This is a genomic window from Vibrio sp. ABH4_348, from assembly GCF_056159765.1.
Genome location: NZ_JBSWVW010000002.1, coordinates 294938 through 318016, shown reverse-complemented (window position 1 = coordinate 318016; position 23079 = coordinate 294938). Strand labels below are relative to the sequence as shown.

Sequence of the window (23079 nt, the reverse complement as noted above, 5' to 3'; positions counted from 1 at the left end):
GCTAACTTGAACGGAGTATATGGAAACCATGCCGACAGCACGTAAATTTGCTCTCACCAAAATGTGGACCATGCTTTTTGAAAATTTGGGGGTGGATGCTCGGCAAGCGCTCTCCATTGCTCACTTACCACAAGATCTATTGTTGCGAAAAGACAGTAGCTTAACGAGTGAGCAGTTTTATAAGCTATGGGATGCTGTCGAGCAATTGTCTGGCCATCCGACAATGCCTTTATTGATGGCAGAGAATATGTCGACAGAGTGTTTTGATGCTCCAATTTTTGCTTGTATGTGCAGCGAGAATTTATTTCAAGCGGCCAGAAGATTGGCCAAATACAAACCACTTATTGGACCAATTCATCTGGCTATTGAAGAGTCGCATGATGAGGTGTGCTTTGAGATACAAAATCTAGATCGTCAGTTTCAACCTGCGAAGGTGTTTGCGATTGGAGAGTTAGTTTTTTATACGCAGTTACTCAGAATGTCGACGAGAAAACACTTAAGCCCAACAAAAACCGAACTGCCGTTTAAGTTGGCTCACTCAGCAGATTACCAGAACTATTTTGCATGCGAGACCGTTGTCAGTGATCGAATCGCTATCAGTTTTAATAAAGCTGATGCGTTAACGCCTTTTGTGACTTCTGACAATGAAATGTGGACGCTGTTTGAGGGTAATTTGGAACAGCGCCTTCACAAATTGACATCCGATGCTTCCACATCTGAACGAGTGAAAGCCGTGTTAATCGAAGGAATAGCTGGGGGTGTGACAAGTATTGAACAAGTCTCCGAGCGTCTTGCCATGAGTAAAAGGACGTTGCAGCGCAAACTAGCGCTCGATTCCGCCAGTTTTCAGTCTGTATTACAAGAGACAAGAAGTGAGTTGTCCACCCATTATTTGTTAAAGACAGATTTGTCTTTGGGCGAAATTTCGTTTCTATTAGGGTTCCAAGAGCCTAACTCATTTATCCGTGCCCACAATAAGTGGCATGGAATGAGTCCAAATCAATATCGTCATACCCACACGCACTAATTACAGAGTGTAAGTCTTGGCTCGATAAAATTGGTAACCAGTTTCTGTGCTTAAATTACCCAACACACAATGCTCCGAACTATGTTGATTGGTCAAAGTAGGCTCTTGGAACTTGGTTACCGTTCGCGTCTTGCCCAACTTTTGGAATAGTTGTTTTAGTGTAGTCTTCATAATCAATCTAAATCAGTTATTGAGAGAATTGATTATGTTGGTTTCATGGTGTGGTCACTTCGCCAGTCACCGAAGTATGGTGTGACTTATTGTTAAATAACAACTTTAACAATTAAACTGCGACTTATCGGATCAATGGGTTTATTGTACTGGCTCAAATTCAACACTTGTCATTTTCAATGGTATCGGGTGGTTAACCTTCGGTAACCTTGACATCACTTTAGGTGGAATATGGATGTAGAGCTTAAAATTAACGCTCCGGTTTCTAAAGAGCAGTTTGTCGCAGTCCTTAATAGCTCTGGACTTGGAAGAGAAGACTTAGTCAATGATGATGTGTTTATTCAAGGGATTTTAGACAACACTAATTTGATTGTTTCAGCTTGGGATGGAGAGAAGTTAGTTGGTATTGCTCGTTCAATTACCGACTTTCATTGTGCTTGCTACTTGTCGGAGTTAGCAATCGATTCGGAATATCAAAAACTCGGTCTTGGTAAGAAGCTACAACAAGCAACCAGAAATGAACTAGGCCCCAAATGTAAGCTTATTCTTCTGGCTACTGAAGGCTCAAATAGTTATTACCAAGCCGCTAGGTTTAAGCATAATCCACGTTGTTGGACGCTAGAGAGTGAAGACAACTAGGTCAAAGAGTATTTGAGGTATTTTCTAATCCCTGTTGGTAGCAAAGGAATTGTGCCTTAAGCCGTTAAAATTAAACTTAAGGCATAACGTTTTATTTGCTCTCTGGTGTAACTGTAAAAAGACTCGCGTAATTCAAGAGCACTTTCAACTTACGGCAGTTCAAATACCAAAGCTTTCGAAACAGAAGCAGAGGTATTGGAAAGAGTTACTTTACTTTGGTTCTCTACTTTTGCACCGTCTCCTGAATCCAAATGGGTCCCATCTAGTTCAAGGTTTCCTTCAAACTGATGTACGTAAACATTGCGCCCTTGTTGATAGTCAAAGTTTACCGTCTGTCCCGGTTCCAAGATAAGCTGATAAAGCTTTGCGTCTTGTTTAATCTGCAGCGTACCATCTTCTCCGGTTGGCGAGACAACTAGAGTCAGGCCCGATTCTGTTCCAAAATCTTTTTGTTGGTACCCTGGTTTCTTACCAAATTCGTTGGGTTGAATCCAGATTTGCAGGAACTTAAGCGCTTCGGTGTCAGAACCATTGTATTCACTGTGATAGATCCCACTGCCAGCCGACATCAACTGAAACTCACCAGCAGGAAGGGTTTGTACATTCCCTTCACTATCTTTGTGTTCAATTTTTCCTGAAAGAACGTAGCTGATGATCTCCATATCACGGTGACCATGTGTATCAAAACCTGCGCTTGGCGCGACGTAGTCGTCGTTGATGACCCGAAGGGCAGAGAAGCCCATTTGTGCAGGGTCGTAATAGCTGCCGAATGAAAAAGTATGTTTGCTGTCTAGCCAACCAAAGCTAGCTTTACCACGTTCGTTTGCTGAGCGTACGGTGATCATAATGGTTCTCCTTCAATTTAAAAGCGTTAGTTGGCGTTGTTAGGCTAGTTGCTTGTTTAGCGTATTGTCGGCTGAAAATCTTCCAGCACCTGAAATGACAAGTGCGACACTAGCTGCAAGTAAGGCAAGTCCAAATTCATAGCCGTTGTTAGACATGAACAAACCATTTTCAAAATGCACGGCAAAAATCGCCACAATCATAGTGAAAGCAAGTACAGCCGCCGCTGGGCGCGTTAGCAGTCCTAACAGAATGAATAATCCGCCAAAAAACTCTCCGCTCCCGGCTAGAAATGCCATGGCTACTCCCGGTTCCAAACCGATTGATGCCATCCATTGACCGGTTCCTTGCAAGCCATAACCGCCAAACCAACCAAACAACTTCTGAGCGCCATGTGCCATAAATATAATTCCTACGGGAACGCGTAGGGCTAGTGGCGCAAAGTTTGAATCTGATTGTGTAATTTTTTGAAGTAACGTTTTCATTAGGATGTCCTCACGTCTTAATCTATTCACCAATGTTCATTTTGGTTGAGGGGTAATCCCTCTTTGTTGAATAAAGTTTATGAAAGGTTACTAGCGGAAAAAATCAAAACGTTTTGCATCTTATGTTCAAATAATTTGAATTATTGAAGCTAAAGCTAGTTTGTAAGGGGATTAGCAAAGATTTAGACGTTGAACATTGATATAGTTAATAGGGTGAGAAATCTACTTGAGATGTTTATGTGTCTCGAGATTAGCCCAGCTCCAAGGGATTTGAGGAAGTATCGTTGAGTTTGTGCAAAGTTATTGATGTTTGGAATTATCATTGTGAAGCCGATGCAATGGAAACCATTTTACCGGATGGTTGCCGAGACTTGATCCTTGTCTATCCACTCGACGACAAGCCGTTTTGCTATTGGTCTGATTTGGCAACCAAAACCGAGAATGCCAAATTGAACAAAGGGTCACGATTGATAGGTTTCAGGATGAAGCCAGGAACCATTATTTCATCTGAAAGCGTATCTGTGTTCGAAGACTATTTTGATTCTCCAGAGTTACTTTTAAATGAACTGGAACTCACCTGTCAAACGCACACTAATTTGGACGAAGTGCTAACGGGGATTCAGCTTGGGGAAGTGGTTTCTAACAAGATTGGAGTGAATTTAGGCGTTAGCAAGCGTACAGTGGAACGCATGGTCAAAAGTCAGACTAAGCAACCACTAAGTTATTGGGTTCGGTTACATCGAGTTCGAAAAGCTGCAAGCCTACTTTTAACAAGTAAGCCAGCAGCACAAGTGGCATATGAATTGGGATTTTCCGATCAATCCCATCTATGCCGAGAATTTTCCCGTTGGTTTAGCGTGAGCCCTTTGCAGTTTGTTCAACGACCGGACTTAGTTAGCCAACTTAAACAACCGTCATTTTAATCTGATTCTACCATCTGTACTGGTGTACAAATTTCCACTAAAAAACCGTTGTTATCTTCTACATAGGCGGTTATTTGTCCCCAAGGCATTGCCTCTGGCGGCTGAATCGGCTTGGCTCCGTTTGTTACAGCTCGTTCGAATTGTTTTTCCACAGTATCGGTTTCAAATGCTATTTCAAACGAAGGTGGGTGAGAGGTTGCGGTAGAAACAGACTTTCCTAACGATTTCATGAGTTCGATGGAAGAAAATGCAAGCTTTGTTTCTCCAGTTTTTAACTCTCCGTAATCACTGGATTCGTGAATAAATCCAATATCTAGGCCAAAAGCCTGTTGGTAAAAACTGATAGTCTGTTTAACGTCTGTCACGTACAGGATGGTATAGCCCAGCTTCATTGTGCTCTCCTAAAAATTGAACCACTGTTTAATTAGTGACAAGTTTAGATGGGTAACAAAAAGTGCTATTGGATCTGAGCGACATGGGTGTGCGGTCGGTCAAACAGCTTATACCCAAGTTACTCCAAGATGTGAGTTTCAGCGAGAGTTAACTGGCCTTCAGACAAGGCATCGATTTGAAGCTCTAGTCATTCTACAGCGAGAATCGATAACGCAGTATAAAGGTCAGTTAAACTCGCCCTTGGGAGCTCATATTCTGACTCTTTTCTTCGTCATAGAACTTGGAAAGGACTCGTCATTCCACTGATTTCTCTTCCTTGAACTGAACCAGAATATGTAGCTCTGAATCCTGCATCTTGAAGTCACTTGGGTATAATTGAAGATAAACCTCACAAAGCGTTTGCGATTGGCGACTCAAGGGGTTCTTGGTAGGTTTGAACCTGGTTTCGCCCAGACAGTTTGGCGCGGTACATGGCCTTATCGGCTCGAGACAAGATAGTTTTAATGTCTTCGTCAGCGTTTACCACTTCAGTGACTCCAAGACTGACGGTGACTTTAATCTCGCCGGAAGAGCTCTGGAATGGCTTCCTTTCCAGTTGACGTCGCATGGCTTCAGCAACTTCAACTGTTCGGGTTAGGTTGGTTTCTCGAACAATAATCGCAAATTCTTCGCCGCCAATTCTTCCCATAACACACTGATGGTTGAGTGAAGATTTTAATGTGTGGACCACATGTTGTATCACTTCATCGCCGGTGGAATGTCCGTAGGTATCGTTGACCCGTTTGAAATGGTCAATATCCAGCATGATCAAACTAAATGGATTATTGAGGCTGATATGTTGCGTAAGCGTCGACCTTAATGATTTGGCAAATGCACGTCGGTTGTATACTCCGGTAAGTTCATCGATCTCTGAAAGGCGTTTCAGTTTGAACTCTAGTTGTTGCTGCCTTGTAATATTGCGTGCTAACCACAGAACTGTTCGTTTACCCTTGTGATCTAACGGAAGGGGTTTGATCGTTCCTTCAAACCAAATGGTTTCTTTCTGCCAAAAGTCGTCCAGCGAGTCTGAAACTTCACCGTCAGACAATTTGTATTTAAATACCTGAGTTTGCTGAGTGTCTAAAGTGGTTTGAATATAGTTCAAGAACAATTTTGATAAATGTGGGGGCGATACAGCGTCAATTGTTTTTCCAACATAACTTTTACAATCTACTCGAGCTGAACATTCCTCGCCGCCATAAACATCGACGTAGGTGCCATCTTCATCGAAAATGAAGACATGATCGGGAATTGCATTCAATACGGAATGGTATTGTTGTTGCCTATCCATAATCTTGATGACACCTTAAAAGGTAGTTAACTCATGTTATGTTAAAACATTGTTTGTAAACTTCTATGTTCTATTGAAAAACACGTTAGTAAAACATGAACAAGGGTTTACTAATGAACATTAAATCTTCAAAAGTCTTTTCCCGACCCTATTTAACAAAATTTGTTTCCAATATTACATTTGTTTCATATCTTCGTTGTATGTGTATTTTTGTTTGGCTTGATGAACGACACTAGTTAGCAATAAGTTTAAAGTTGATGGTGTTTCGAAGGCTTGAATACTTCGCTGTGAAAATATCGATTTGAGCGCGGTTTGCGTGTTTTGTAGCTGTTGTTCTACCTCATGGAAGTCAATCTGCGTGTGTTTAGCAAACCGATATTGATTGGGAGTTACGCAACCACGTTTACAAGTGCCAGTTAATTTTTTGTCACAATAACAGGCCGCATTTTCGTTGACTAAACCACAGCTCTTGTGAGTAAAAGCCAAAACCTCGGATCTTGCTCTTTGCAGTTGCTTACGATAACTGGAAGAGGAAGTCTCAAGAATTTCACTGGCTTCATTGTGTTCTAACTCGAGAATTTCACCCAATACATATGCCAAACGCGCTTTGGGTTTTAAACACAACAACATGGCCATGGTGCAGGAAATACGAAGCTCATTGAGCATAATTTGATAGTCTGGTCCAGTTTGTAGCTCTCTCGAAGGGGCTTGCAAATCAGATTCAAGATCGGATTGGAATTCTTCGAATGTTAAACCGAGCTCCGATTTTTTAATCCTTTGATTTGAGATTAAATAGTTAGAAGCTAATCGATAGACCCAAGTTTTGAACTGACTTTCAAACCGAAACGAACCAAGGTTGGTCATGATTCGAATTAGGATTTCTTGAGACGCATCTTCAGCTAATTGATGATCAACTGTCATGCGCAGAGATAAGTTAAACACCTGTGTTTTAACTGAATCTAAAACCAGAGAGAGGGATTGTGAATTGCCTTCAATGGCTTTCCTGATATGTTGGTTTAACTTTTCTGTTTCACTAGCTGTGTCGTGATCTATCGTCTCTTTCTGTTTAGAATCCATGCTATTGCCCCGCAGTTTTTATAATTGTTTTTGGCTTGCTTTTGTAAATATCGGGAATTGCGTAAGTACTGACAGGAATAACAATACCAGTTTTGAAGCGCAATCCCGATTTTAGTGAGTGATTAATTCGACTTATTTTCCAGTGTGTGGGTTATCCATCACAATCAACCAACGACCGTCGTCCTGCAGTCTTAATGTCGCAACCGACAAACCTTCGTCTTTGATAGTTTCACCTGTGGGTAATGTTGCTTCCATCGTCCAGTAGGCAACATGAGTCGCGATGTCGCCGACAATCGTTACTTCATGTCCTTTTGGGTATTCAAATTTTGGCTTAATTGCAAAAGCTTGCTCAAAGCTCTCTTTGATTTCCGAGTGGTCGGTGACCCAAATATTCGGCTCAAACGCCACGGCTGCACGATCTTCATAACTGGCCATGATAGCTTCGATATTAGAGTTGTTAAAAGCAGAGGTCATTGTTTTTACTGCATTTAGAACGTTTTGTTGATGCTGGCTCATATTCATTTCCTTATCTGTAAGTGAAGACGCAAAAGTTGTGGCCGATAGAGTTAGGCCTGTCATAACTAGAAGTGTTTTGAACTTTACTTTCATTGCAATTTTCCTAATCAGTAACACCAAATTTGCGTTACATAGAGTTAGACGCGTGGCGTTCATAAGGTGTGACAAAGTTTTTGATCTTATTGTCACGCTTTGTCACCTGAAGTAGGTAGAGCCCAGCTAGTGAGTGTGGTGTTATCGATACAAAGATTGCTCATTCTGTATACGGTGAGAATGATTTTCTCGCGAACCAAAAGCTATCAAAGGGAATTAAAACAGTGGAAATCAGGCTGGCTATCGACAATGACTATCAAGCTATTTTGGCTCTCTACAAAGAGTTACATCAAGAAGATAAGGATATAGAACCGGAGTTTGGTTCGAACATTTTCAAACAAATTCAGCGCTCAGATTGGTTGCAGTTGTTTGTTGCGCAGCAAGACCACGAGTTACTAGCGACCTGTTATCTAAACATTATTCCCAACTTAACCCGTGCAGGGAGTCCTTATGGTGTGATCGAGAATGTAGTGACAACTCGTCGGGCTAGAGGAATGGGGTTGGGTAAAGAAGTTGTAACTTCAGCGCTTGATTATGCTTGGCAACAGGGCTGCTACAAAGTGATGTTGATGACAGGGTCCCATGAGCCCGCCACTCATAGATTTTATAAACGTTGCGGTTTTGTTGATGGTGAGAAGACAGCTTATCTCGCTAAACCCAACGTAGTGAACAAATAATTTGTATATGGAGTTAAGGCTGTGCCGAGTGTGCTAATCGTTGAAGATGAACGAGATATTGCTGGAATTTTATTTGATCACTTTGAATCAATGGGTTGGGTTCCTGATTATGCGAGTAATGGTGTTCAAGCAGTTAACTTTGCTCAGAAAAATGATTACGACCTAATCGTTCTTGACGTAATGCTTCCAAAGATGAATGGCATGCAAGTATGTGACACTTTGCGTCAGTCAGGTGTATGTATTCCCATTTTAATGCTCACCGCGATAGGTGATAGAACCAATGTGATTAAGGGATTAAAGGTTGGCGCGGATGATTATGTCTCCAAACCCTTTGATTTAGATGTGTTACAAGCCAGATGCGATGCACTGATCAGAAGAAACAACCGCAGTATGGCTGGCGAAACCGTTCAATACTCGGACATTGTCGTGAATCTAAAGACTCGTGAAGCTAAGCGGCAGGATGTAACTCTTAACCTCAATCCTACAACATTTTCTTTGCTCGTGGTTCTCTGTCGACATGCGCCCAACCCTGTGAGTCGAAGGGAGCTAGCTCTGGAACTATGGCCTGACGGTAGCCTAAATGAGGGTGCATTGCGAAGCCATATTTATCAATTGCGCTCGCAAGTCGACTCTCCATTCAGTGGTGACTTGATAAAAACGGTGCCGAAACTAGGTTATCAGCTTTTGGAGGCGTGTAATGAACACTAATGCTGATACAGACAGCTTGAGATTGAGTAGTCGAACACTAGAAAGCCAGTTAAGTCGGTGGTTTGTTGTGTTGATGATCGTTTTTTCAGTTTTAGTGTCAATTTTGGTGCTGACAACCGTTCATCTCACAGAGGATCACTTGGCTGAGCAACAACTCACAATTGATGCCACATTAGCAGTAAATCAAATACGAGCGGGTAAAACAGGAATTCTATCCATTAATCCAGTGACTATTGCATACACATCCGAAGATTTAATACCCCAACCCTATCGTAGTCTTCTCGAAAATAAAGCCAGTTATTTAGGGGAGATAGGTTCAGTACTCGATCCACAAACTCATCGTGTTTGGAAACAACGAGTGAATGTTGGTGACGAGTGGTACGACTTAGTTTTATTGTCTGAAGCGGATAGCAAAGAGTTTAGCCATGATGATTTTGTGGTTCTTGCTTTTGGAATCATGGCCATTCTGCTTCTTACCGTAGTGTTTTTGTGGCGAATATACGTGTCGATTACCAGTTCATTGACCAAACCGCTTCACGATTTAACAAAACAGCTTCATCAGCAGGAAGATGATTTTGATAAACGAGGTTCGTCTGCAAAAATTACATTGTCGACCCAAGCGGTTGCTGAATTTACAGTGTTAACTGAACGACTCAATCAGTATCAAATTCGACTTCAAAAAGAAGCAAAACGAGAAGAAACTTTTGCTCGTTACGCAAGTCATGAATTGCGGACTCCTCTAACCATCATGTTTGGTGCCAACAGGCTTCTACAAAGAACAGAACTTGATAAGTTCCAAAATAAACAGATAGCTAGAATCGAACGGTCTGCGCAGCAGATGAAGCAAATAGTGGAAACGTTGTTAGCTTTAGTAAAGATGGAAAGGGAATCTGAAAACGGATTAAGAGAAAGCGCTTCAAATACCCCAGTGCGTCGCTCTACTTATTGTATTTCAAGAATAGAAATCCAAACCATTCTCGACTGGTTGGGGTGTGATAGTGCAAATAGTCCTGTAGAGATTGATATTGTTCAGCCGTTTCAATCATCCGTCAATGTTGAAGGCATGCAAATGATACTGCGTAATTTATTAGAAAATGCGCTTAAAGCCAGTGATGGTGCAACAGTTTATGTTTCAGTAAGTAAGTCCATGATCGAAGTAGTCGATCAAGGTAGTGATACATTGCTGACTGGAGAAGACAAAAGCGTTAAAACTCAAGACGGTTTTGGCTTGGGATTACAGATTGTAGAGAGTATATGCAGCAAGTATGGATTGCAGTTTGAGTTAGAACTCGCTAAACCTCCGCGCAGAGGAGGTTTAGCGAGGATAATTTCAACTAAAGATGGTGAGGCTTACATCAGCCATTTGGAAAAGAAGTCGACCATGTGTTTTTCAGCTTCTTCACCATCTGGGCAGTGACCCTCTTCTCCATAGTAGGCTATCTCGCTTTGTGTCGAGAGGTTGGCGGTAAACTGCATTTCTTTGGGTTCGACCACCATGTCGTCTTTGGTGTTTATTACCAATAAAGGCGTGTCGAACTCATGTTGGGTATACCCTCGTGAGCTTAACGCAAGAGGAATGGAGTAATCGCCATATGAATCGAGGTCTTCGATGTCTTTGACACCAATACGATAGCCATAAGACATGGCAGACATTCTGGGGGCATAGTGGAAGACTTCTGGCTCAAGCAAAACATTATTAACTACAGCGCAACGTGCAACGATGGCTTTTAAATCAGGATTTTGAATGGCGAAATGCATAAGAGGTACTCCACCTCCCGAAGAAGATAAGGCTCCAACTTTGTTCTTATCTAACCTTGAGTCGGTTTGGACGTAATTGTAGGCGGCGGTATGAGCCATGGCTTCATGCCCAATTTTGATAAAGCTCGAGCGATTTAGTCCGGCTCCGGGGATATCGAAGGTGATAACAGCAAACCCTTGCTCAATGTAACGTTCGATATCCGGTCGGTGTTCGGTAAGGATCTTATCGACACCACCTGTCATTAAGACCACTGGCGGGGTGTATGGAGTGATTGGAAGGTGAAGCAAGCCAGTGATGGAGTCTCCGGATTCACTGGGCATAGATACAAGCTCTACGTTCAGTTTGGGGTTAAGTTGCTCGGCTTTTAGGTAGGCATCCACTGATTGTTTAATCGCTTTGTGTTCGGCGTCGGAAAGATAATTTGGATACGCGGCAATTAAGAATAACGCGGAAACTTCTCGAAAATCTCGATAACTTTGCGCCGTTTTAAGTTTGCGTTCCGCTTCTTGAGAGAACTCGACAGTCCAACCGCCCGAACCAGAAACGTTGGGGTAATCGCGAAGTTCTTTTTGGTTGTCTATTTTGGCCAAGACTTCTCTGACAGTGCTTTTTTCAACGCCGAGTCGCTCCCAGTCGTTGATACGAACTTCGCGGAACCATTGAGCTTGGTCTTGTTCGAGTGCGGATTCTCCTCTGAAATCTTGATGATTGCCAAGGTTCGAGGGTGCGCGTACTCCTAAACATGCAGACAACAAGGTGGAGAAAAGCAAAACACTGCAAACTGCAGTGAAAGGTCGGTGACGGTCTAACATTTTAGCGTTCCTATTTTGTTAATAAGTCAGCCAGTACGCTAATCGAAAATAGGTGAAAAAAATGTCAACAACCGCTTCATAGACAGAGCAAAGAAACGGTGATTTATGGATTAATAACTTTGAAAGCTCGTAGCTTTAAAAATGAGTAACTTTGAAAATAGGTTTAGCCAATGTGTTTGCTATTGAGCACAATTTTGTCGATGGAGCACTTTCTGTCTTGTTCCAGTGCAAATTGAATGGCATTAAACACGTTACGAGCTGTCATTGCTCTTGAGTCAGCAGCATTGCGCTGTTCATTCCAGTCAGCTTCGATAAGAGGAGAGGGATTGTCGAAATTGTTTGGGTAAATAGCGATCACTCGGATGTCTTGCGGCGCGAGTCGAACTCTTAGACGATCCGCAAATGTAGACTGAGCAGCTTTTGCGGCACTAAATGCGTCATTGCTGGTCGGGTGACCGTCATTGGGTAAGCCGGCCGTGCTGTTAATAAAAACAACGTCGGCATTTACAGCACCGAGTAGAAACGGCAATAAATGTTTGGTTACCAACATGCTACCCGTTGCCGTTGAGTCGACAGCTTGAATGATTTCTTCATCAGAGCTGTCGAAAAATGCTTGATAGGGCCAGTAAGACGCATTGTGAATAAGAAGCTCGATGGTTTGTTGGTTTTGTTCAAGTTGCTTAGCAAGGTTGGAAATGTCCGCGGGTTCACTGAGGTCCAGCTGAAAGCACTGAATTTTGATATCACGGGATACTTGCTTAACGACCTCTGCCGTCTGCTGAGCTTTTTCGAGAGTTCTAGCAGTCAGGATAAGGTTTGCGTTGGATTTGGCGAATTGAATCGCCAGTGTCTGACCGAAGTCTGGGCTTGCACCTGTGATAAGTACAGTTTTATTAGTGTAATCCATGAAGATTGCCTCTGTTAGTTATGAAATTGGGGTAAGCCTAATTCCTAAACTGCGGTTGAGGTAAAGCGCTAATTACAAAATAATTTTTATTAAAAGGAGAAATTCCATGCGGTTATGTGTTCTCAGTTTATTGGTCTTGTTAGCTGGGTGCGGCTCGGTAGGCCCAATGCAAGATATTCGAGGTCCGATTGATACCCCTGTTTTTGATTCAATTGCGCTTGATATTGTCGATGAGCCAAATGGCCGTGTTCTTCACAAAGAGTATGTGGCTATGTATCGCGATGGGACCATTGTTCAATGGGGAACGTTTGTACTTACACAAAAAGGCGTGTTTTTGCTGAAATGGAATATCAATAGCTTTAACTACTCTAAACTTTTTGCGCTAGATATAGCGCAAATCGCCACAGTAAAACTAAGTAGTATCCCTTTGAATCAGCTAGAAATTGTGACAAAAACAGGTGAGGCGACCAGCTTTGCACTGCAAGGTGCGACATCGGTACAAAGTCAAATATTGAAACTGAAACGATGATTCTTGGCAGTGCGAATTAGCTAGCCGTCTCTGCCTCTATAGTAGAATCCGAGGAGCTGGGTAATTGCCATAAGGTGGTTCGATTGCGACCACCTCTCTTGGATTGATACATTGCCATGTCAGCGCGATTTAACATAGAACTCAAATCAACGGACTGCGTTGTACAGTAGCACCCAACACTGATGGTCGTATTACGGTCAATCCCTATGGCTTGAATGTTAAGTTTAGCGACTTGTGTTCTCAAAAGCTCACAATGCTGAATTGCGTGAGATTCACTTTCCGCTTCAAATAGAATGGCAAATTCTTCTCCCCCCATTCGAGCGAGTAAATCACTTTCTTTGGTGTATTTATTCAAGCTGTGTGCAACCGCATTGAGCACGTAGTCACCGCCTTCGTGCCCAAACTTGTCGTTGATGAGTTTGAATTTGTCGATATCAACTAAAATCGTCGCAAGCACTTTTTTATGCTCGAGAACAGAACGAATTTTATGTCGCGCCATTTCTTCAAATGCACGTCGGTTGTGCAGGCCAGTCAAGCTGTCGGTTCTCGCTTCTCTCTCAGCCGCAGCACGAGCCAGTTCTAGCTCTTTGGTTTTTTCTTTGACTTGCTTTTCTAGGTTTTCGGAGAAGTTTTCAAGGTGCTGTACGTGGGCGTCTCGGGCTTGATCCCGTTCTTTTCGTATATCGAGTACTTTTAGGCCCATGCTAAATGCCAATAGGCACATTTCTATCACGCCCCCAATTGCCCCAGTGTATAGAGTCAACGGTTTGTGTTCAACCAACCCAACTTGTCGCAAACCAAACTGAATTAAAATGGAAAACCCATAGATAAACCAAGCTATTGTGAACAGTTTCGCTTTAATGCTCTTGCGAATGCAAAGATATAAGGCCAGAAAAGGTACAGTCAACAAAATAGGGCCCGTTAGCATCATAAAGACACCTGCCGCCTCAGCGTATCCGAGTAACCCCAATATAACGGTAGTCGGCCCAAATGAAATCAACAATAGGTAGGTTTTGTCAGCAAAGGGAGCATGGGTTTTGAGTTTCAAAAAATCTCTAACAAAGGTCAAAGCGGCAAAATAGTAAATCCCACCCCAAAATGTTGCATTACCCACAGGAGCACCAGAAGCTTGAAACAAGAATGACCAATGTGCATCTAGGTTGAGCAATAGCATGCAGGAAGTAAATGTTAATGCAGAGTAGCTTAAGAAGCTGCGTTCTTTGACCGCAAAAAATATCATGAGCGCGAGAAATGAAAATATCAAAAACGCGGTATACGCACCGCCATATAGAAAGGTTTCTACCGTTTCATAACGAACAAAATCACGGGGTGTCCAAATTGCAAACTGGCTGAACAAGCCTCCAAACGTTGCTTGGATACGAGCATAAACAAAGACATTTTCTGTGTGTTCAACTTGAATTTGAAATGCAGGCCCTGGGTTTGGAAAAGGGCGTTCCCAATAAGGTGACTCACGATGGTAATGTTGACTAGTTAGTATCTTTTGTTGTGCTTCGTCAACGATAAAGATATCGATTTTGTACGGTCCCGGGTCGGTATGTTCCAGAATATAGTGAGATTGATTTTTGGAAGAGTTCGTCACTGAAAACCTCATCCAGACTGGATGAGTCAATACACCTCTAGAAACATCAGCTTGATGCGAAGTCCATTTCGAATGGTCGAACGCAAGTACATTTTCGATTTCGTAGTCGCCGTCTAAATCATGAAGTGTTTGATAGCTTAAGTCAGTGTTGGTGTTAGTCGCGAGGTCAATAGTGACGAGCTCTTGGGCTGAGCTTAGCCAAGACCATAACATCAAAACGGCAGTTAAGAGCGCCATTTTACAAATATGCATCCACTACTTCCTTGTAACACTTTGTATTGCTTGTAAAAAATCACTAGCCTTGTCTTGTTTTTAAGATTATGCAGTATCTTACTAACAAATCGTTTGCAATTATGACCTGTGCAGCCAGAGATAAAAAGGAAAAATATGAGATTAGTTCCAGATGAATTGGGATTTTACCATCCCGAAAATACGGAAGATGTTGTTGAGTTAATGAATTTTGCCGTGAAAAATAACAAGCAAGTTCGAACTTGTGGCGCCGCGCATAGTCAGAGCTGGGCAATTTATACTGATCCAGAAACGGATTCTCGCAACGTCACCAATCAAGAGCGTCCACCTGCTAATACCAATCAAATAAACGTGATTCTCAATCGTATGATGAGTTTTGAAATTGTTGATTTAGATAAAGGGTTGGTTAGAGCGGGGGCAGGGATCCACCTTGGATATGATCCTAGTGATGTGACAAGAACTTCGACCAAAGAAAACAGTTTGCTTCATCAGCTATGGGAGGTTGGGTTAACGGTATCGGAACTAGGTGGAATTATTCACCAAACTCTTGGTGGATTTATTTCTACGGGTTCTGCTGGGGGCTCGCTGAAGTACTCGTTCCAAGACAATATTCACGCTATGACTTTTGTAAACGGCAAAGGTGAAGTTGTAACGGTGAGCAGGGACGATCCTGACCAAGACATGTTTGAAGCTTCAATGGTCGCAATGGGGTTGTTTGGTATCCTAGTATCAGTCGACCTAGTGTGCGAACCTAGGTATAACATTGTTGGCCAAGAAGCGATCGTCTCTTATCAAGAGTGTCAGTTTGATTTTTTCGGCGAATCAAAAGAAAAACAATCACTTGAAGAGTTCATGCGCCAGATTGACTACGGTCGTGTGAATTGGTGGCCACAACCTGGAACAGAACGACTTATCCCGTGGCAAGCGCAAAGATTGCCCTGCATTGCAGGCTTCACTCCGTCACCTTATCAAGAGTTTACAAATTTTCCGCAAGTTGCTGAACCCATTATCAACGTGATCTACATGATTTTGGGCAATTATGAACAACCAGAGCGAATTCAAGGCTTGATAAAGGAAGCGTGTATAGATCTAAATGCGGCACTTGATGGGATTATTGGTAGGCATCTGGAAGAGCTAAACAAAAAACTACACCTCACTAAGATTATTGAGCTTCTTATTGCTGGTTTTTATGTAAAAGTGGAACAAATTGTTAAAGAAAATCAAGATAACATCCGTGACAATTTACCAGATATTTTGAGAACAGTGGTTGGTGCCTTCCAAGGTCTGGACAGTGAGAAGCTTGGAATGAACAAAGGTACCCCGCAAGTGTTCCAAGACCATGCTCCTTGGGGATTACCAATGGACAACCAAGCATCTGATTCATTGCTCGATATCGAGTTCTCCGAGCTTTGGTTTCCAATTGGCCGTACTAACGAAGTTGTGCAGATTTTAAGAGACTATTTTGAAGCACCAGGTTCCGACCAAGAAAAGCTGAAACGCACAGGTTTGTTTACCATTGAAGTTTACATGGCAAAAGCTTGCAAAGGCTGGATGGCAATGGGGCATACTGACGGTAACGATGAATGGGCAGAAGGCGCGTTCCGCTTTGAACCCTTGTGGTTTGTTGAGTTCTTGGAAGACCCTCAAAAGAAATTCTACCCGCAGTTCTGGAATCTATTCCGAGAGAAGAATATTCCGTTCCGTCTGCACTGGGGTAAGATGCTTCCAGACGTGACTAAAGGCGATCCGCTTGGTTGGGTAGAGTTTTTCAGAAACCAATATCCAAAGTGGGATGATTTCTTAAAAGTTCGCCAGCAGATGGATCCAAAGCAAGTGTTTGTGAGTCATTACTGGCGTAGCCAATTGGGAATTTCCTAGTCCCAAAAACCTCAAAAAAAGACAGGTCGCTAACATAGCGACCCGTCTTTACATGCCTTCTTTAACTATTTAATTGTATCGAAAGTTGGTCTATTTCAGCCTGCCACTCAGCTTGAAGCTTAGGCTTCTGAAATTTGGGTTTGCGAGCTAAGTCGTCAACCAATTTTTGTTCCAGTTCCAACAATCGTTCCAAAATCACATCTTCATTACTCAAACAGACCTCATTGGTAGAGTTCGCATCATTTCTTAAAGATAACGTCTCTCGCTCATCGTTAGATAACGTTCCAGAAAGACTTTGGTAGATAAAATCTAAGTCATGGTGCTCGCTAATTGCCTGATCGTGAATTAACCAAAAGCGATTACAGCTTTTTTCAATTAAGTCTCTATCATGGCTAACGATCATTGCCGCACCTTCAAATTGCTGAAGTGTTTCTGCAAGCTCTTCTTTGCCTTCTAGATCTAAGTGGTTGGTGGGTTCATCCAAAAAAAGAAGATGATAACGCGCGAGTGTTAGACCAATAAAGGTCAGTCTAGCCCGTTCACCACCACTCAGGCTTTCGACAAGCTGCGAGTGTCGAGAATACTCAAAACCTGCTGAAATTAACGCTAACTTACGCGTATCATTGTCGACTTGCGCAAAGTTGGTCAAAGCTTCATCTAAGGTTTGGTTATCCTTGACCATACTGAGCGATTGATCGTAATACCCTAGTTGGCATTTGGGGTGAAAAAAGCTTGTGCACTCGCGGTTAAAATCATGGAACAGCAATTTCAACAAGGTGGACTTGCCTGAACCGTTGGCTCCAAGAATGGCAACACGGTCGCCACTTTTTACGCGCATATTGTCGAACGTATAAAGACTTGGCGCGTCAGGCGCTGGTTTGACGTCTAGTTGATCTACTTCGATGACCCGATTGGCACTCATCGCAGAACCTGACAGTTTCAGCTTCCAGGGTGTACCAGTTGTTAACTCTGTTTGTTGCGATTCCAGCTTTTCTTTACGCGCTTGCATGGTTTTCGCTTTTCGAGCCAGATCTTCGTTATCGTAAACCTTGCCCCATACGGCTAAGCGTTTGGCGCTTTTTGCAATTCGGTCAATTTCTTTTTGCTCAGATTGATGCCTTTCCAAGTCGGTTTGATCACGTTCAAATAGTGCCTGACGAGCTAGGCTGCAGGGGAGCGCGAAGTTATGAACCGTTTTATCGCGCATGATCCAAGTATGACTGGTGACTCGGTCTAACAAACGTTGGTCATGTGAGACCAGTAAATAGGAACCACGCCATTGCTTGAGGAAGTTCTCAAGCCACAACAACGATGGCAAGTCTAAGTGGTTGCTTGGCTCATCAAGCATAAGTAGATCGGGTTCGCTAATGATTGCGCGGGCCAATAGCAAACGCATGTGTTGACCACCACTTAAAGCGGAGATAGGTAACTCTTGATCTGCAAGACTAAACCCCAATTCACTGAGAAGCGATTGTGCTCGCCAAATCTCCGTTGATTCAACTTTGTCTGATAGTGCATCTACTAATGAAAGTTGCTCTAAGGCTTCAGGTAGCTGCTGTTCGACATACGCAATATTGCAATGACGTGCCTTCGTCACCGAGCCAGAGTGCAAATCGGTTTGGCCGCTAAGCGTTTTAAGCAGTGTACTTTTGCCACAACCATTGTGGCCAATAAGACCAATCCGGTCGCCTTTTTGGATCGTTAAGCAAAGATCTTCGAACAGTGGGGTAGAAGCAGAGTGGTAAACAGAAAGTGATTGTGTAGTTAAAAATGTACTCATAATAAACTCAAGAATTTGTGGCGTAACAACGCCTTGTCTAGCTAGTTGCTGACAATAATCTTGAGCTCGAGTGAAGAACTCTATCGATATGTTAAAATTGAACGGTTTAACTAGTACTACTGATTGGAGCAATAGGCTCGAAGCTTTTTAGCTCGAAAGTAATTCAGTCGTTCAATTTGTTCATTCAATTCGTAAGGTTTCGCTCAAGCTGAGATTATCGCAGCGCGATTTCACAGATTCCTGAGCGAGTCTCTATACCAAAAGTGAGTGTGTGATTAACACGACACAAAGACATAGCGACCTCCTTTCTTAAGTTATTGATCAATGGCGCAGAGGATAAAGCGATCGATGCGATTTTTCAATACGTTAAGCGAGTACGATGCAAAAACAAAAAATGCCCCAAAGGGCATTTTTGAATTTATCAGTATCAGTGAGGTGATTACCTTTGTTTCATAAAAGCTACGGCGAGCCCTGAGGTAATAAATGTTGCGCCTGCGCCAATATTAAGGCCGTTGACAAAGCGTGGCCGATTTTGAAGCCAACCTGATAGCTGTGACGCAAAAACGCCCATTAGAGCAAAACCGATTGCGGTGAGCAGTGCAAACCATACACCGTAACCAATCATTTGAACGGTAACCGATCCCAGTTCAGGGTTTACAAATTGGGGAACGAAGGCGAGTACAAACATACCCGGTTTTGGGTTCAATGCTGCAGATAAGAACCCGGTCGTGAAAATAGTTTTAAGCGGTTGGCGCTTTGCGGGCTCTAATGTAAACAGGCTCTTAGAACGAAGCACTTTGATACCGAGCCAAATAAGGTATCCCGCACCAACAGTTTTAACAATGTAAAAAGCGAGTTCAGAAGTTTGAATTAACAAAGTTAAACCAAAGGTAGCCGCCATGACATGAAATAGAATTCCAGCACCAGATGAAAAACCAGAAACAATGGCAGCACTTCGTCCTTGGCTCAATCCACGTCCAATGGCCAACAAGTTGTCTGGTCCAGGTGAGATGACAAGTAGTAAACAAGCAAGGGAATAGGTTGCAAATACGTCGATGGGGAACATCCTTAATCTCCATGTTCTAGGTGAGTCTACCCATATATAATCAGGGCATTTTCCAAAAACTCAATCCTTAATTTTAATTTAAGCCGTAATGTTACTAGAACATTTCAGTTTCTGTTTTGCTTCCTAACTATATCTTTGCTTCAATAATTCAAAATATTTGAAGTGGGGCTGATTTATGCATCAACATTTGACCTTAGATGCGTTTAGAGCTTTAGATGCGATCGACAAAAAAGGCAGTTTTGCGGCCGCTGCCGAATCGCTGTACAAAGTGCCGTCTGCACTGACCTACACCATTAAAAAACTAGAACAAGATATGGGTGTTGAGCTGTTTGATCGCAGCAAACAACGCGCAAAGCTCACTCCTGCTGGAAAATTGGTGTTGGACCAAGGGCGAGAAATTTTAATGGCGACCAATCGACTAGCAGACTCAATCAAGCAACTAGAATCCGGCTGGGAAAGTGAAATAAGAATTGCACGTGACACAATTATTCCAAGAAAACCTTTGTTCGATAAAGTGAATGAATTTGGAACGCTAGAAAACAATGTTGATGTCACCCTGAGTGTCGAAGCTTTAGGTGGTGGCTGGGATGCGCTTCATAGTAAACGTGCAGATATTGTGATTGGTGCGTCGGGCGAGCTGCCAAAAGGCTTGTTCAAGACCCATAAAATTGGAGATGTTGAGTTTGTTTTTGTTGTAGCAGCTAACCATCCTTTAGCCAAAGTTGAACATATCATTGAAACAGAAGACCTCAGTGATTTTCCCTCTATTGTAGTTTCTGATACCTCACAATTATTACCAGTGAGGGATAGCGGTTTGTTTAGTAGCAAGCGTGTGATTCGGGTGAATACTATGGAATCAAAAATTGATGCTCAAGTACTTGGACTGGGAGTAGGATTTGTCCCCATGCATCTAGCTAAGCCGTATCTGGATTCTGGGAAGTTGGTGAATAAAGATTGTTCTATTCCTCGTCCTGCTCAGCCTTCTTACATCGCCTGGAGAAAAGGACAAGATGGCAAAGCATTCAATTGGTTTGTGGAACATTTATGTCAGGTGAATTGGCAATTAGATGTTTCTTAAATAATAAGTAGATCAAAGATTTACTTAGCCTCCCCTTGCATACTAGCGACGATGATGTAAATCCAAGAGTGACAACAATGGTCAAACGATATTTAGATTGCAGCGCTTCAGATATTTCTCAGCTTAAAGGAAAACAACTACTCGACTCCTTAAGGATGTGTGAGGGGAGAGTGGTAGTTAGCGAAACCATCGCCACCTTGCAACCGATGCTAGTTACTGTGACTAACGCCGAGTTGGCTGCCAGTCAAGGAGCCGACTTGCTTTTGTTGAATTTATTTGATGCTAAAAAGCCTCAGATAGCAGGGATGCCAAAAGAGTCAGAACCAGAACAATTGTTATCCCAGCTTAGTAAATTTACCGGCCGAGCCATTGGCGTCAACCTCGAAGCTGTAGACCCAAATTTTGACCAACAACACGATGAGTTTTGGCAAGTGTCTTCTGGACGCAGAGCAACAGGAAGCAATGCAAAATTACTTTATCAGATGGGTGCACGCTTCATCACAGTGACAGGCAATCCAGGTAATGGGGTCAGTAACGCGGCTATTTCCCACAGTTTATCCGATATTCGCGCTGAAACGGGTGATGATATGGTCCTTATCGCTGGGAAAATGCATGCTGCGGGCGTACTCCGTTCCGGTAGTCAACGAATTATCACCAAAGATGACGTCACCGAGTTTGTAGAAAGTGGTGCGAATATCATCCTCATCCCCGCTCCGGGCACTATTCAGGGGATTTCCGTTGAATACGCCACTGAGTTAGTCGACCATGCCCATGACCTCGGTGCTTTGGTGATGTCGGCGATTGGTACCTCACAAGAAGGCGCAACTCCGGAGACTATTCGTCAAATAGCATTGATGAGCAAAATGGCGGGTGTTGATTTACACCACATTGGCGATACTGGTGCGGCAATGGGGATCGCAACTCCTGAGAATATTCGCGAGTACAGCATTGCTATTCGCGGCGTTAGGCACACCTACGCTCGAATGGCACGCTCGGTTCTGCGTTAACTTACAAGTAGATTTAGCTGTGTTGTTTGATTACCAAGTCAAACCTAAACGAATCCGAGACCTTAATAGTCTCGGTGCAAAGAGTGAAGAAATGCTAGCAAGTGTCGGTATCGATTCTGTAGAGCAGTTTTTTCTCTACGATCCTTTTGATATCTATGTTCGTTTTGTAAACCAGCATAAACCTAACATGAATTTTCTGTATGCCTTGATAGGCGCACATCAAAATGTGTCTTGGTTAGAGGTGAAAAAAGAACAGAGAGAATCTATTTTGTATCGATTGGATGATTTGGGTTTGGCGCCAAGATAATTGCTGTGAAATTGAGACATTGTAAATGAAAAACATCTGCTATCTCGTAATAGCAGATGTTCTATCAGTGAAATCAGCGTTTGCCGAGTTCTTGGCGAACTATTTCAGTGCCTTTACTAAGCGCTTCGAGTTTTGCTCTTGCAAGTGAACGCGATAAAGGTGCCATACCGCAATTGGTAGACGGGTAAAGCTTGTCAGCATCGACATATTTAAGCGCTTCTCTTAGTGTGGCAGCGACTTCTTCCGGTGATTCCACTTCTTGAGTGGCAACGTCAATAGCGCCAACCATCACCTTTTTACCTCGAATCATTTCCAAAACTTCGAACGGAACTCTGCCGTTGTGGCACTCAAGTGAAATGATATCGATGCTAGACTTTTGAATCGCTGGAAATGTCTTTTCGTAATGACGCCACTCGGCTCCCAGTGTCTTTTTCCAGTCGGTATTGGCCTTAATACCATAGCCGTAGCAAATATGAACGGCGGTTTCGCACTTCAAACCTTCAACGGCTTTTTCTAACGCTTCAATTCCCCACTCAGTGACTTCATCTAAGAACACGTTAAATGCCGGTTCATCAAATTGAATGATGTCTACCCCTGCTGCTTCAAGCTCCTTGGCTTCTTGGTTTAGCGCTTTTGCAAACTCAAAAGCTAACGCTTTGCGATCTTGATAGTAATCGTCATAAAGCGTGTCAACCATTGTCATTGGACCGGGAAGTGCCCATTTTATTGGCTTATCGGTTTGAGAGCGCAAAAATTTGGCGTCTTCCACAAATACGGGTTTTTGGCGAGATACGGGGCCAACGACTCCCGGTACACTAGCATCGTATCGGTTGCGAATTCGCACCGTTTTTTTGTTTTCCCAGTCAACACCGCTTAAGTTTTCGATGAAAGTGGTCACAAAGTGTTGGCGAGTTTGCTCACCGTCACTAACAATATCAATACCAGAGAGCTGTTGCTCTTGCAGCGAGACTCGCAGTGCGTCTTGTTTACCATCGATAAGTGCTTGGCCTTCAAGTTTCCATGGTGACCAAAGTACTTCTGGCTCAGCTAACCAAGTTGGCTTAGGTAAGCTACCGGCGGTTGAAGTGGGCAATAAGGTCTTCATATTTTTAAAATTTCCTATTCTGTCTGACTTTCACTTTGGTTTATGCGTTTTTAGGGCGTGTTGACCTTTCGAGCTGATTTTTGCAGCAGTTTGTGGGTGCTTTATACAAGGCAGAGGCTT

23 protein-coding genes are annotated in these 23079 nt (G+C 42.9%); 11 read left to right on the top strand and 12 right to left on the bottom strand.

All coding sequences use genetic code 11. The features are described 5' to 3' along the window. The first annotated feature begins 28 nt into the window (after positions 1 to 28). Both ACXAFJ_RS15115 and ACXAFJ_RS15110 read left to right on the top strand, forming a co-directional pair. Positions 29 to 1027, top strand: coding sequence for an AraC family transcriptional regulator (locus ACXAFJ_RS15115; protein ID WP_475324570.1), 999 nt, complete (start codon positions 29 to 31; stop codon positions 1025 to 1027). Positions 1028 to 1429: 402 nt separating this feature from the next. Next, positions 1430 to 1837, top strand: coding sequence for a GNAT family N-acetyltransferase (locus ACXAFJ_RS15110; RefSeq protein WP_475324569.1), 408 nt, complete (start codon positions 1430 to 1432; stop codon positions 1835 to 1837). 149 nt (positions 1838 to 1986) lie between these two features. Here the strand turns inward: ACXAFJ_RS15110 and ACXAFJ_RS15105 are convergent, their stop codons facing one another. Together ACXAFJ_RS15105 and ACXAFJ_RS15100 are read right to left on the bottom strand one after the other, a co-directional pair. Then, entirely contained in the window at positions 1987 to 2682 is a 696-nt protein-coding gene (locus ACXAFJ_RS15105; RefSeq protein WP_475324567.1) for a pirin family protein, read from the bottom strand. Between the two features lie 39 nt (positions 2683 to 2721). Next, positions 2722 to 3165, bottom strand: a complete 444-nt coding sequence (locus tag ACXAFJ_RS15100; RefSeq protein ID WP_475324566.1) for a DoxX family protein — start codon at positions 3163 to 3165, stop codon at positions 2722 to 2724. Between the two features lie 284 nt (positions 3166 to 3449). On the opposite strand from ACXAFJ_RS15100, the gene ACXAFJ_RS15095 reads away from it, so the two are divergent. Further along, positions 3450 to 4088: a helix-turn-helix domain-containing protein gene (locus tag ACXAFJ_RS15095; RefSeq protein ID WP_475324565.1), complete on the top strand. Its 639-nt coding sequence runs from the start codon at positions 3450 to 3452 to the stop codon at positions 4086 to 4088. Here ACXAFJ_RS15095 and ACXAFJ_RS15090 read toward each other — a convergent pair. The 4 genes from ACXAFJ_RS15090 to ACXAFJ_RS15075 all read right to left on the bottom strand — a co-directional run bounded on the left by ACXAFJ_RS15090 (position 4085) and on the right by ACXAFJ_RS15075 (position 7497). Next, complete coding sequence (locus ACXAFJ_RS15090; RefSeq protein WP_475324563.1) at positions 4085 to 4480, bottom strand: VOC family protein; 396 nt, start codon at positions 4478 to 4480, stop codon at positions 4085 to 4087. The two genes, ACXAFJ_RS15095 and ACXAFJ_RS15090, sit on opposite strands and share 4 nt — an antisense overlap. A 389-nt stretch (positions 4481 to 4869) precedes the next feature. After that, complete coding sequence (locus ACXAFJ_RS15085; RefSeq protein WP_475324562.1) at positions 4870 to 5811, bottom strand: GGDEF domain-containing protein; 942 nt, start codon at positions 5809 to 5811, stop codon at positions 4870 to 4872. A gap of 174 nt (positions 5812 to 5985) precedes the next feature. Then, positions 5986 to 6888 (bottom strand): RNA polymerase sigma factor, encoded by a 903-nt coding sequence (locus ACXAFJ_RS15080; RefSeq protein WP_475324561.1) that lies wholly within the window; start codon positions 6886 to 6888, stop codon positions 5986 to 5988. Between the two features lie 132 nt (positions 6889 to 7020). Then, a complete protein-coding gene (locus ACXAFJ_RS15075) occupies positions 7021 to 7497 on the bottom strand; it encodes a YybH family protein (RefSeq protein ID WP_475324559.1) in 477 nt (158 codons plus the stop codon). A gap of 224 nt (positions 7498 to 7721) precedes the next feature. On the opposite strand from ACXAFJ_RS15075, the gene ACXAFJ_RS15070 reads away from it, so the two are divergent. The 3 genes from ACXAFJ_RS15070 to ACXAFJ_RS15060 are packed head-to-tail and all read left to right on the top strand — an operon-like array spanning position 7722 to position 10299. Continuing rightward, positions 7722 to 8174, top strand: a complete 453-nt coding sequence (locus ACXAFJ_RS15070) for a GNAT family N-acetyltransferase (RefSeq protein WP_475324558.1) — start codon at positions 7722 to 7724, stop codon at positions 8172 to 8174. A gap of 21 nt (positions 8175 to 8195) precedes the next feature. Next, a complete protein-coding gene (locus ACXAFJ_RS15065) occupies positions 8196 to 8882 on the top strand; it encodes a response regulator transcription factor (RefSeq protein ID WP_475324557.1) in 687 nt (228 codons plus the stop codon). Further along, positions 8872 to 10299, top strand: coding sequence for a sensor histidine kinase (locus ACXAFJ_RS15060; RefSeq protein ID WP_475324555.1), 1428 nt, complete (start codon positions 8872 to 8874; stop codon positions 10297 to 10299). The genes ACXAFJ_RS15065 and ACXAFJ_RS15060 overlap by 11 nt, the downstream gene beginning before the upstream one ends. Here the strand turns inward: ACXAFJ_RS15060 and ACXAFJ_RS15055 are convergent. Continuing rightward, entirely contained in the window at positions 10233 to 11453 is a 1221-nt protein-coding gene (locus ACXAFJ_RS15055; protein WP_475324554.1) for an alpha/beta hydrolase, read from the bottom strand. The genes ACXAFJ_RS15060 and ACXAFJ_RS15055 overlap by 67 nt on opposite strands. 163 nt (positions 11454 to 11616) lie before the next feature. After that, on the bottom strand, positions 11617 to 12360 hold the full coding sequence (locus ACXAFJ_RS15050) for an SDR family NAD(P)-dependent oxidoreductase (RefSeq protein WP_475324552.1): 744 nt from the start codon (positions 12358 to 12360) through the stop codon (positions 11617 to 11619). A gap of 106 nt (positions 12361 to 12466) precedes the next feature. Here ACXAFJ_RS15050 and ACXAFJ_RS15045 point away from each other — a divergent pair, with 106 nt between their 5' ends. Further along, on the top strand, positions 12467 to 12889 hold the full coding sequence (locus ACXAFJ_RS15045; protein ID WP_475324551.1) for a hypothetical protein: 423 nt from the start codon (positions 12467 to 12469) through the stop codon (positions 12887 to 12889). A 16-nt stretch (positions 12890 to 12905) separates the two neighbouring features. Here ACXAFJ_RS15045 and ACXAFJ_RS15040 read toward each other — a convergent pair whose 3' ends face one another. Next, entirely contained in the window at positions 12906 to 14741 is a 1836-nt protein-coding gene (locus tag ACXAFJ_RS15040) for a diguanylate cyclase (protein WP_475324549.1), read from the bottom strand. A gap of 135 nt (positions 14742 to 14876) precedes the next feature. Between ACXAFJ_RS15040 and ACXAFJ_RS15035 the strand changes: the two genes are divergently transcribed. Beyond that, on the top strand, positions 14877 to 16616 hold the full coding sequence (locus tag ACXAFJ_RS15035) for an FAD-binding protein (protein ID WP_475324548.1): 1740 nt from the start codon (positions 14877 to 14879) through the stop codon (positions 16614 to 16616). A gap of 61 nt (positions 16617 to 16677) precedes the next feature. Here the strand turns inward: ACXAFJ_RS15035 and ACXAFJ_RS15030 are convergent, their stop codons facing one another. After that, positions 16678 to 18396, bottom strand: a complete 1719-nt coding sequence (locus ACXAFJ_RS15030; RefSeq protein WP_475324546.1) for an ABC-F family ATP-binding cassette domain-containing protein — start codon at positions 18394 to 18396, stop codon at positions 16678 to 16680. A gap of 439 nt (positions 18397 to 18835) precedes the next feature. Further along, the gene (locus ACXAFJ_RS15025; RefSeq protein WP_475324545.1) at positions 18836 to 19462 is read right to left on the bottom strand and encodes a LysE family translocator; all 627 of its coding nucleotides are present in this window, start codon (positions 19460 to 19462) and stop codon (positions 18836 to 18838) included. A gap of 175 nt (positions 19463 to 19637) precedes the next feature. Between ACXAFJ_RS15025 and ACXAFJ_RS15020 the strand changes: the two genes are divergently transcribed. The 3 genes from ACXAFJ_RS15020 to ACXAFJ_RS15010 all read left to right on the top strand — a co-directional run bounded on the left by ACXAFJ_RS15020 (position 19638) and on the right by ACXAFJ_RS15010 (position 21854). Continuing rightward, the gene (locus tag ACXAFJ_RS15020) at positions 19638 to 20540 is read left to right on the top strand and encodes a LysR family transcriptional regulator (protein ID WP_475324543.1); all 903 of its coding nucleotides are present in this window, start codon (positions 19638 to 19640) and stop codon (positions 20538 to 20540) included. Between the two features lie 77 nt (positions 20541 to 20617). Next, the gene (locus tag ACXAFJ_RS15015) at positions 20618 to 21547 is read left to right on the top strand and encodes a DUF7916 family protein (RefSeq protein ID WP_475324541.1); all 930 of its coding nucleotides are present in this window, start codon (positions 20618 to 20620) and stop codon (positions 21545 to 21547) included. Positions 21548 to 21566: 19 nt separating this feature from the next. Beyond that, positions 21567 to 21854 (top strand): TfoX/Sxy family DNA transformation protein, encoded by a 288-nt coding sequence (locus tag ACXAFJ_RS15010; RefSeq protein WP_475324539.1) that lies wholly within the window; start codon positions 21567 to 21569, stop codon positions 21852 to 21854. 73 nt (positions 21855 to 21927) lie between these two features. On the opposite strand, the gene ACXAFJ_RS15005 is transcribed toward ACXAFJ_RS15010, so the two are convergent. Further along, positions 21928 to 22959, bottom strand: coding sequence for a methionine synthase (locus tag ACXAFJ_RS15005; protein WP_475324537.1), 1032 nt, complete (start codon positions 22957 to 22959; stop codon positions 21928 to 21930). Between the last annotated feature and the right edge of the window lie 120 nt (positions 22960 to 23079).

Coding starts and splice junctions, on each gene's coding strand:
- ACXAFJ_RS15080 (WP_475324561.1), bottom strand. CDS start 6,888: ATGGATTCTAAACAGAAAGAGACGATAGATCACGACACAGCTAGTGAA.
- ACXAFJ_RS15075 (WP_475324559.1), bottom strand. CDS start 7,497: ATGAAAGTAAAGTTCAAAACACTTCTAGTTATGACAGGCCTAACTCTA.
- ACXAFJ_RS15085 (WP_475324562.1), bottom strand. CDS start 5,811: ATGGATAGGCAACAACAATACCATTCCGTATTGAATGCAATTCCCGAT.
- ACXAFJ_RS15050 (WP_475324552.1), bottom strand. CDS start 12,360: ATGGATTACACTAATAAAACTGTACTTATCACAGGTGCAAGCCCAGAC.
- ACXAFJ_RS15005 (WP_475324537.1), bottom strand. CDS start 22,959: ATGAAGACCTTATTGCCCACTTCAACCGCCGGTAGCTTACCTAAGCCA.
- ACXAFJ_RS15040 (WP_475324549.1), bottom strand. CDS start 14,741: ATGCATATTTGTAAAATGGCGCTCTTAACTGCCGTTTTGATGTTATGG.
- ACXAFJ_RS15020 (WP_475324543.1), top strand. CDS start 19,638: ATGCATCAACATTTGACCTTAGATGCGTTTAGAGCTTTAGATGCGATC.
- ACXAFJ_RS15045 (WP_475324551.1), top strand. CDS start 12,467: ATGCGGTTATGTGTTCTCAGTTTATTGGTCTTGTTAGCTGGGTGCGGC.
- ACXAFJ_RS15110 (WP_475324569.1), top strand. CDS start 1,430: ATGGATGTAGAGCTTAAAATTAACGCTCCGGTTTCTAAAGAGCAGTTT.
- ACXAFJ_RS15115 (WP_475324570.1), top strand. CDS start 29: ATGCCGACAGCACGTAAATTTGCTCTCACCAAAATGTGGACCATGCTT.
- ACXAFJ_RS15055 (WP_475324554.1), bottom strand. CDS start 11,453: ATGTTAGACCGTCACCGACCTTTCACTGCAGTTTGCAGTGTTTTGCTT.
- ACXAFJ_RS15060 (WP_475324555.1), top strand. CDS start 8,872: ATGAACACTAATGCTGATACAGACAGCTTGAGATTGAGTAGTCGAACA.
- ACXAFJ_RS15030 (WP_475324546.1), bottom strand. CDS start 18,396: ATGAGTACATTTTTAACTACACAATCACTTTCTGTTTACCACTCTGCT.
- ACXAFJ_RS15090 (WP_475324563.1), bottom strand. CDS start 4,480: ATGAAGCTGGGCTATACCATCCTGTACGTGACAGACGTTAAACAGACT.
- ACXAFJ_RS15100 (WP_475324566.1), bottom strand. CDS start 3,165: ATGAAAACGTTACTTCAAAAAATTACACAATCAGATTCAAACTTTGCG.
- ACXAFJ_RS15105 (WP_475324567.1), bottom strand. CDS start 2,682: ATGATCACCGTACGCTCAGCAAACGAACGTGGTAAAGCTAGCTTTGGT.
- ACXAFJ_RS15015 (WP_475324541.1), top strand. CDS start 20,618: ATGGTCAAACGATATTTAGATTGCAGCGCTTCAGATATTTCTCAGCTT.
- ACXAFJ_RS15025 (WP_475324545.1), bottom strand. CDS start 19,462: ATGTTCCCCATCGACGTATTTGCAACCTATTCCCTTGCTTGTTTACTA.
- ACXAFJ_RS15035 (WP_475324548.1), top strand. CDS start 14,877: ATGAGATTAGTTCCAGATGAATTGGGATTTTACCATCCCGAAAATACG.